The sequence below is a fragment of the Achromobacter sp. genome, from assembly GCF_049647645.1.
Lineage (GTDB): Bacteria > Pseudomonadota > Gammaproteobacteria > Burkholderiales > Burkholderiaceae_B > Achromobacter.
In genome coordinates this window covers 1-6,866 of the sequence record NZ_JBARYB010000263.1, presented here as the reverse complement: position 1 = coordinate 6,866, position 6,866 = coordinate 1, and the positions used below count along the sequence as shown (strand labels likewise).

Sequence of the window (6,866 nt, the reverse complement as noted above, 5' to 3'; positions counted from 1 at the left end):
GCTCGCAACCTCGATGCGCCCGAGGGAATCCGAAGGAGTCGCCGAAGGCGAGGACGAGGATGACGACGGGGAAGTCCGGAGCGAACGCTCCGGACCGCAATCGTGGGCGCGAGCCGCCACGCCGCCCGCGACGACGGGCGACCTACGAAGACATCGCCCGCCCGATAAAAACCCAAGATCCGATCAAGTCTTAACCGACCGATGCCGACTAATACTCATCATGATCCCAAACGCAATCCCCATGGTGAACAAAGCCGTCCCCCCATAGCTCATGAACGGCAACGGCACCCCCACCACCGGCAGAATCCCCGTCACCATCCCCACGTTCACGAATACATAGATGAACAGCATCATCGTCAACGCCCCCACCAGCAGCCTGCCGAACTGCGACGACGCCCGTGATGCGATCGTCAGGCCGCGCGCCATCATCAGCCCGTACAGCACCAGGATGGCGATGCCGCCGTACAGCCCGAACTCCTCGGCGTACACCGCGAAGATGAAGTCGGTGGTGCGTTCGGGGATGAAATCCAGGTGCGTCTGCGTGCCCTTCATGTAGCCCTTGCCGTACATCCCGCCCGAGCCCACCGCGATCATCGACTGGATCGTATGGAAGCCCTTGCCCAGCGGATCGGAACTGGGATTGAGCAGCGTGCACACCCGGTGCTTCTGGTAGTCGTGCAGCACCACCCAGTCCACCTCGGGCTCGCAAAGCTGGTCCTCGTAATAGACCAGCGTGCCGATGGCGATGATGCCGGCCAGCATGACCGGCACCAGCAGCTTGAACGACAGGCCCGCGAAGTAGATCACGAAGAAACCGGCGCCGAACACCAGCAGCGCCGTGCCCAGGTCAGGCTGCAGCACGATCAGGCCGAAAGGCGCGGCCAGCATGGCGGCGGCGGCCAGGAAGTCGCGGATGCGGACCGCGCCCTCGTGGCGCTGGAAGTACCAGGCCAGCATCATGGGCACGCCGATCTTCATCATCTCGGAGGGCTGGATGCGGGTCACGCCCAGGTTCAGCCAGCGGGTCGCGCCCTTGCTGGTTTCGCCGAAAAACTCCACGCCCAGCAGCAGCACCACCCCCACCACGTAGAAGGGCAAGGCCAGCTTCATCAGCCACTTCGGCGGAATCAGCGCCATGACCCACATCGCGAAAAAGGCGATGATGAAGTTGCGCGACTGTTCGGCGAAGCGCCAGTCGGTGCCGCCCACCGCGGAATGCATCACCGTCATGCCGAGCGCGGCGAACATCAGCAGGATCGCCAGCAACGGCCAATCGAAGGCCGTGAACACGCGTAGCAGGATAAGGCCCAGGCGTTTCATTATTGGCGCACCACGTCGGAAGCGATTTCCTCGACCGAGGCCAGGGGGTCGGCGCGATCGGGCCGCACGATCTTGTCCTGGCGGTCCTTGGCCAGCCAATAGTCGAATACCTTGCGGGCGACCGGCGCGGCGACGCTGGCGCCCCAGCCGGCGTTCTCGACGATCAGCGCCACCGCGATGCGCGGGTGTTCAAGCGGCGCGAAGCCCATGAACAGGGCGTGGTCGCGCAGGCGTTCGTCGATGGCGCTGGCGCGGTAATGGCCGCCGCGCAGGCTGAACACTTGCGCTGTGCCGGTCTTGCCGGCCGCCTGGTAAGGCGTGTTGGCGAACGCGCGCCGCGCCGTGCCGGCCCGCACCACGTCCGCCATGGCGTTCTTGATCACGTCCACGTTGGCCTGCTTGAGAGGAATGCGGTAGTCGGGCGCGGACTCGGTGGGCTTGGCCACGCCGCTGCGCGGGTCGCGCACCGCATGCACCAGGTGCGGACGGCGGTACAGGCCGTTGTTGGCCAGCGTGGACGTGCCTTGCGCCAGCTGCAACAGCGTGAAGGCGTTATAGCCCTGCCCCACCGCCACGGAAATCGTCTCGCCCGCGTACCAACGCTGACGCTCCTTGTCCTTGTAAGCCGAGCGCTTCCAGTCGGTCGAGGGCAGCACGCCGCGCTTTTCACCTTCCAGGTCGATGCCGGTGATCTGGCCGAAGCCGAACTGCTTGGTGAAATCGTGCAGGGCGTTCACGCCGATCTCGGGGCCCAGCGAATAGAAGTAGGTGTCGGACGACACGACGATGGCCTTGTGCATGTCCGTCATGCCGTAGGCCGCCCCGCCGGCATTACGGAATTTCTGACCGCCGAATTCGTAGTAGCCGGGGTCGGAGATGCGGTCGGTGGCGCGGCGCTTGCCCAGTTCGAGCGCGGCCAGGGCCACGAAAGGCTTGTAGGTCGAACCGATGGGATAGGTGCCGTACAGCGGCCGGTTGATCAGCGGATGATCCGGTGATTCGTTCAGCATGCGCCAGTTGTCCACGTCGATGCCATCCACGAACAGATTCGGGTCGAACGAAGGCTGCGAGACGAAAGCCAGCACCTCGCCCGTGTCGGGGTCGATGGCGACCAGCGCCCCGCGCTGCCCTTCGAAAGCCGCTTCGGCCACCTTCTGCAGGCCCAGGTCGATGGACAGCATGATGTCGGAGCCGGGCACGGGATCGATCCGGCGCAGCGTGCGCATGGGCCGTCCACCCGCGGTCACTTCGACCTCTTCCAGGCCGGTGCGGCCGTGCAGTTGCTCTTCCCAGGTCTTCTCGATGCCCTTTTTGCCGATGACGTCGGTGCCGCGGTAGTTGCCCAACTGGCCGGCGCGCTCCAGCTCTTCGTTGTCGCCCTCCGCGATGCGGCCGATATAGCCGACCACGTGGCCCGCCGATGCGCCCTGCGGATACTCACGCACCCAGCGCGCGCGCAGCTCCACGCCCGGAAACTGGAAGGAATGCGCGGCGAACCAGGCGGCCTCGGTTTCGTTGAGATTGTTGCGCAGCTGCAGGCTGGCGTAGCGGCTGGACTCGGCGGCGCGGCGCTTGAAGCGGCGCTGATCGGCCGGGCTGATGTACACGACCTCGGTCAGGCGTTCGAACAGCTGGCTCAGATTGCCGGCGTGGGCCGGCACGACTTCGAGCGTGTAAGTGCGGTAGTTGCGCGCCAGCACTTCGCCATTGCGGTCCAGGATCTCGCCGCGCCGCGGCGGGATGGGCACGACCGCGATGCGGTTGCGGTCGGCGCGCTCGGACAGGCCCTCGTAGCGATCGACCTGCAGGTACCAGAACCGGCCGACCAGCACGCCGAAGCAGGCCAGCGCGAACAGCCCGCCCACCCAGGCGCGCAGGCGGAAACGCTGCTTCTGCTGCTGGCCGGTTTTCTTGAACTCGAACATGACGCGGCGCCGCCGTCAGGCGGAGGAAGATTCGGCGTCGTCGACACCGCGCTGCGGCAAGTGCAGAACCCAGCCCGCCAGCGGCCACAAGGCGGCGGTCAGGAGCACGCTGATGCCCCAGTCCCAGCCCGGCCATTTGCCGGCCAGCCATGCATGAATGATCTGGGTCACGAAGCGGGCAATGAAGAACACAGGCAGCATATGCATGGCCTGGCTCCAGAGGTCGAACCGCTGCAACCGGCGATGCAGCACCACCGCGCCGTAGGCGACCAGCGTGTACGACAGCGCGTGCTCGCCCAACAGGCCGGCGTCGTGCACGTCCATCAGCAGGCCGAAGAAGAAGGCGGTGAACAGGCCGATCCGGCGCGGCTCGTGCACGCACCAGAAGGCGATGATCAGCAGCAGGATGTCGGGCGCGCCCTGCCATAGGCGCCACGGCAGCAGCGACACCAGCCACGCCACCAGCACCGTGGCCCAGACGAATACGCCGTGCGCGGGGCCGGAGAGCCGGTCGGGCTGCACATTGCTGGGGGTGCCGAGGCGGCGCGTGGCCTGCCCCGAGGATTGCTTAGTCCGATCCACCGGAATCGACCTCCTGACGGTTGGACTCGGCGCGTTCCACATCGACCTGCAGAACCAGGAAGTGACGGTAGCGTTCGGGATGGGCCAGCGGTTCGCACACGGCGCGCGCAAAGCCGGAGGCGGTATCGCGTTCGACCGAGGTCACCTTGGCCACCGGCAGGCCGGCCGGAAACAATCCGCCGACGCCGCTGGTAACGATAGTATCGCCTTCCTTGATGTCGGCATTGGCGGCAAGGTAACGGACTTCCATCTTGCCGGGCGAGTTGCCGCCGAACGCGATCAGGCGCAGGCCATTGCGCAGCAACTGCACGGGGATGGAGACTTGCTCGTCGGTGACCAGCGCGGCCTCGGCGGTCATCGGCGTGACGCGCACGATCTGCCCGACCACGCCGCCTTCGTCGATCACCGGCATGCCCGGGGCCAGGCCCGCCTTGCTGCCCTTGTTGAACACCAGGCGCTGCGTGAACGCGTTGGTGGGCTCGTACATGACCTCGACCACCACGGCGGATTGCGCCACGGTGTCGGTCACGCCCAGCAGCCGGCGCAACTGCGAGTTTTCCGCGGCCAGCTGCGCGCCATGCGTGGTCACCTGGGCCAGTTCGATGCGCTGGCGCTGCAGGGCTTCATTTTCGCTACGAATGAGGTTGGCCGCGTTGACCCATTCGTTCACTTGCTGGACGAGGTCGCGTGGCGCCATGACGGCGCGCTGGAAGGGGTAAAGCGCCACGGATATCGCGCGGCGCGCCGGTTCCAGCATGCGCCATTGCGAATCCATGACGATCAGGGCCAAAGCAAGGACGACCAGAACGACCAGCCGCACCTCCGCAGGTGGGCCGCGCCTGAATAGGGGAGGAGTCCCTTGTCGTTGCATGAATCTCAGCCCGGACGCCCGCGTCCGTCGCTCCGGCAGCGGCCGGAGCCGTGAAAAAGCGGGGCTCCGGGCTGGCGGGCAAAATTAGTCGTTGATGAAGATGGCGCCCAGTTTCTCAAGGTGTTCCAGCGCCTCGCCGCAACCGCGCACGACGCAGGTCAGCGGATCGTCCGCCACCACCACGGGCAGGCCGGTCTCTTCCTGCAGCAGGCGGTCCAGGTCGCGCAGCAGCGCGCCGCCGCCGGTCAGGGCAATGCCCTTGTCGGTGATGTCGGCGCCCAGTTCGGGCGGGGTCTGTTCCAGCGCGATCTTCACGGCCGAGACGATCTGGTTCAGCGGATCCGTCAGCGATTCCAGGATCTCGTTGGACGAGACCGTGAAGCTGCGCGGCACGCCTTCGGCCAGGTTGCGGCCCTTGACCTCGATCTCGCGGACTTCGGAGCCGGGAAAGGCCGAGCCGATTTCCTTCTTGATCAGTTCGGCGGTGGGTTCGCCGATCAGCATGCCGTAGTTGCGGCGGATATAGTTGACGATGGCTTCGTCGAACTTGTCCCCGCCGACGCGCACCGAGCCCTTGTAGACCATGCCGCCCAGCGAAATGACCGCCACTTCGGTGGTACCGCCGCCGATGTCGACGACCATGGAGCCGCTGGCGTCGGACACGGCCAGGCCGGCGCCGATGGCCGCGGCCATGGGTTCCTCGATCAGGAAGACGTGGGACGCGCCCGCGCCCAGGGCCGATTCGCGGATGGCGCGGCGTTCAACCTGGGTGGAGCCGCAGGGCACGCAGACAATGATGCGCGGGCTGGGCGCCAGCATGTTGCGCGGGTGCACCATGCGGATGAACTGCTTGAGCATCTGCTCGGTGACCGTGAAGTCGGCGATGACGCCGTCCTTCATGGGCCGAATGGCCTCTATATTGCCGGGCACGCGGCCGAGCATCTGCTTGGCTTCTTGACCGACGGCCTGAATGATCTTCTTGCCGTGAGGACCGCCTTCATGACGGATTGCGACCACGGACGGTTCATCGAGCACGATGCCCTTGCCGCGGACGTAAATCAGCGTATTGGCGGTACCGAGGTCGATCGCCATATCGCTGGAAAAATAACTGCGCAGGAATCCGAACATGGGAGCTCAGCTAAATTCTGGGGGGGAATGAGGTACATGCCGCGGGGCGTAGGGCCCGTAAAAGAACGGGTCCGCCTGTCATCACGGCGATTAAACCGTGAATCATAACTTATAATTTCCCCGGAAATAGCGCATAAATGCAGGCTATTCAAGCTTTGTAACGGGTTCGGCGTATGCATACTGCCCCGTCCCGCCCTTCGGCCTTCGCTTATCGATTTGCAATCCCCCATGGCGCTCAACGACACAGATGTGGCCCGCATTGCCCGGCTGGCCAGAATCGAACTGACCCCCGACCAGCGCACCCTCGCGCAGGCCGAACTCAACGGCATCCTCCACCTGATCGAACGGCTCCAGTCCGTCGACACCCAGGGGGTCGAACCCCTGGCGCACCCTCTGTCCGCCCACGAAGACATCGTGCTGCGCCTGCGTGAAGATGCCGTGACCGAAGCCAGCTCGGAGGCCCGCCGCGAGGAGCTGCTGGCCAACGCCCCCGACGCCCAGGAAGGCCTGTTCCTGGTTCCCAAGGTCCTGGATTAAGTCATGACGAAACCCGCTCTGCACACCCAATTCAAGGGGATCGCCGCCTTGCGCGCGGCCCTTGCGCAACGCCAGGTCAGCGCCGTCGAGCTCGCTCAAAGCGCCTTGACGGCCGCCGAAGCGGCCAGCGGCCTGAATTGCTTTTTACATATTGACGCCGAATTGACGCTGGCCCAGGCCCGCGCCGCCGACGCCGCGCTGGCTGCCGGCTCGGCCGGCCCGCTGGCCGGCATCCCAATCGCCCACAAGGACGCCTTCGTCACCCGCGGCTGGCGCACCACCGCCGGCAGCAAGATGCTCGAGGGCTACGTCAGCCCGTTCGACGCCACCGTCGTCGAGCGCCTGGGTGAGGCCGGCGCCGTATCGCTCGGCAAGCTGAACTGCGATGAATTCGCCATGGGTTCCGGCAACGAGAACTCCGCCTACGGCGCCGTGAAGAACCCCTGGGACCACGCCGCCGTGCCCGGCGGCTCCTCGGGCGGTTCGGCCGCCGCCGTGGCCGC

Annotated in this window: 7 protein-coding genes; 2 read left to right on the top strand and 5 right to left on the bottom strand. The window is 65.8% G+C overall.

What is annotated here, in order from left to right:
- Nucleotides 1-183 precede the first annotated feature (183 nt).
- From rodA to WBB14_RS29740, 5 genes are all read right to left on the bottom strand, one after another.
- Complete coding sequence (rodA, locus tag WBB14_RS29760; RefSeq protein WP_424242943.1) at nt 184-1,320, bottom strand: rod shape-determining protein RodA; 1,137 nt, start codon at nt 1,318-1,320, stop codon at nt 184-186.
- Nucleotides 1,320-3,245 carry a penicillin-binding protein 2 gene (gene mrdA, locus WBB14_RS29755; protein WP_424242942.1) on the bottom strand — a complete coding sequence of 642 codons (1,926 nt, stop codon included), beginning with the start codon at nt 3,243-3,245 and terminating at the stop codon, nt 1,320-1,322. Before mrdA ends, rodA begins: the two co-directional genes overlap by 1 nt.
- A gap of 15 nt (nt 3,246-3,260) precedes the next feature.
- Nucleotides 3,261-3,827 carry a rod shape-determining protein MreD gene (gene mreD / locus WBB14_RS29750; RefSeq protein ID WP_013396747.1) on the bottom strand — a complete coding sequence of 189 codons (567 nt, stop codon included), beginning with the start codon at nt 3,825-3,827 and terminating at the stop codon, nt 3,261-3,263.
- Entirely contained in the window at nt 3,814-4,698 is an 885-nt protein-coding gene (mreC, locus tag WBB14_RS29745; protein ID WP_332011579.1) for a rod shape-determining protein MreC, read from the bottom strand. The genes mreD and mreC overlap by 14 nt, the downstream gene beginning before the upstream one ends.
- Nucleotides 4,699-4,782: 84 nt before the next feature.
- Complete coding sequence (locus WBB14_RS29740; protein WP_006391829.1) at nt 4,783-5,826, bottom strand: rod shape-determining protein; 1,044 nt, start codon at nt 5,824-5,826, stop codon at nt 4,783-4,785.
- A 228-nt stretch (nt 5,827-6,054) separates the two neighbouring features.
- On the opposite strand from WBB14_RS29740, the gene gatC reads away from it, so the two are divergent.
- On the top strand, nt 6,055-6,363 hold the full coding sequence (gene gatC / locus WBB14_RS29735) for an Asp-tRNA(Asn)/Glu-tRNA(Gln) amidotransferase subunit GatC (protein WP_424242944.1): 309 nt from the start codon (nt 6,055-6,057) through the stop codon (nt 6,361-6,363).
- 3 nt (nt 6,364-6,366) lie between these two features.
- Nucleotides 6,367-6,866: amidase family protein (locus WBB14_RS29730; RefSeq protein ID WP_424242941.1), on the top strand; the 500-nt coding region annotated here is incomplete at its 3' end.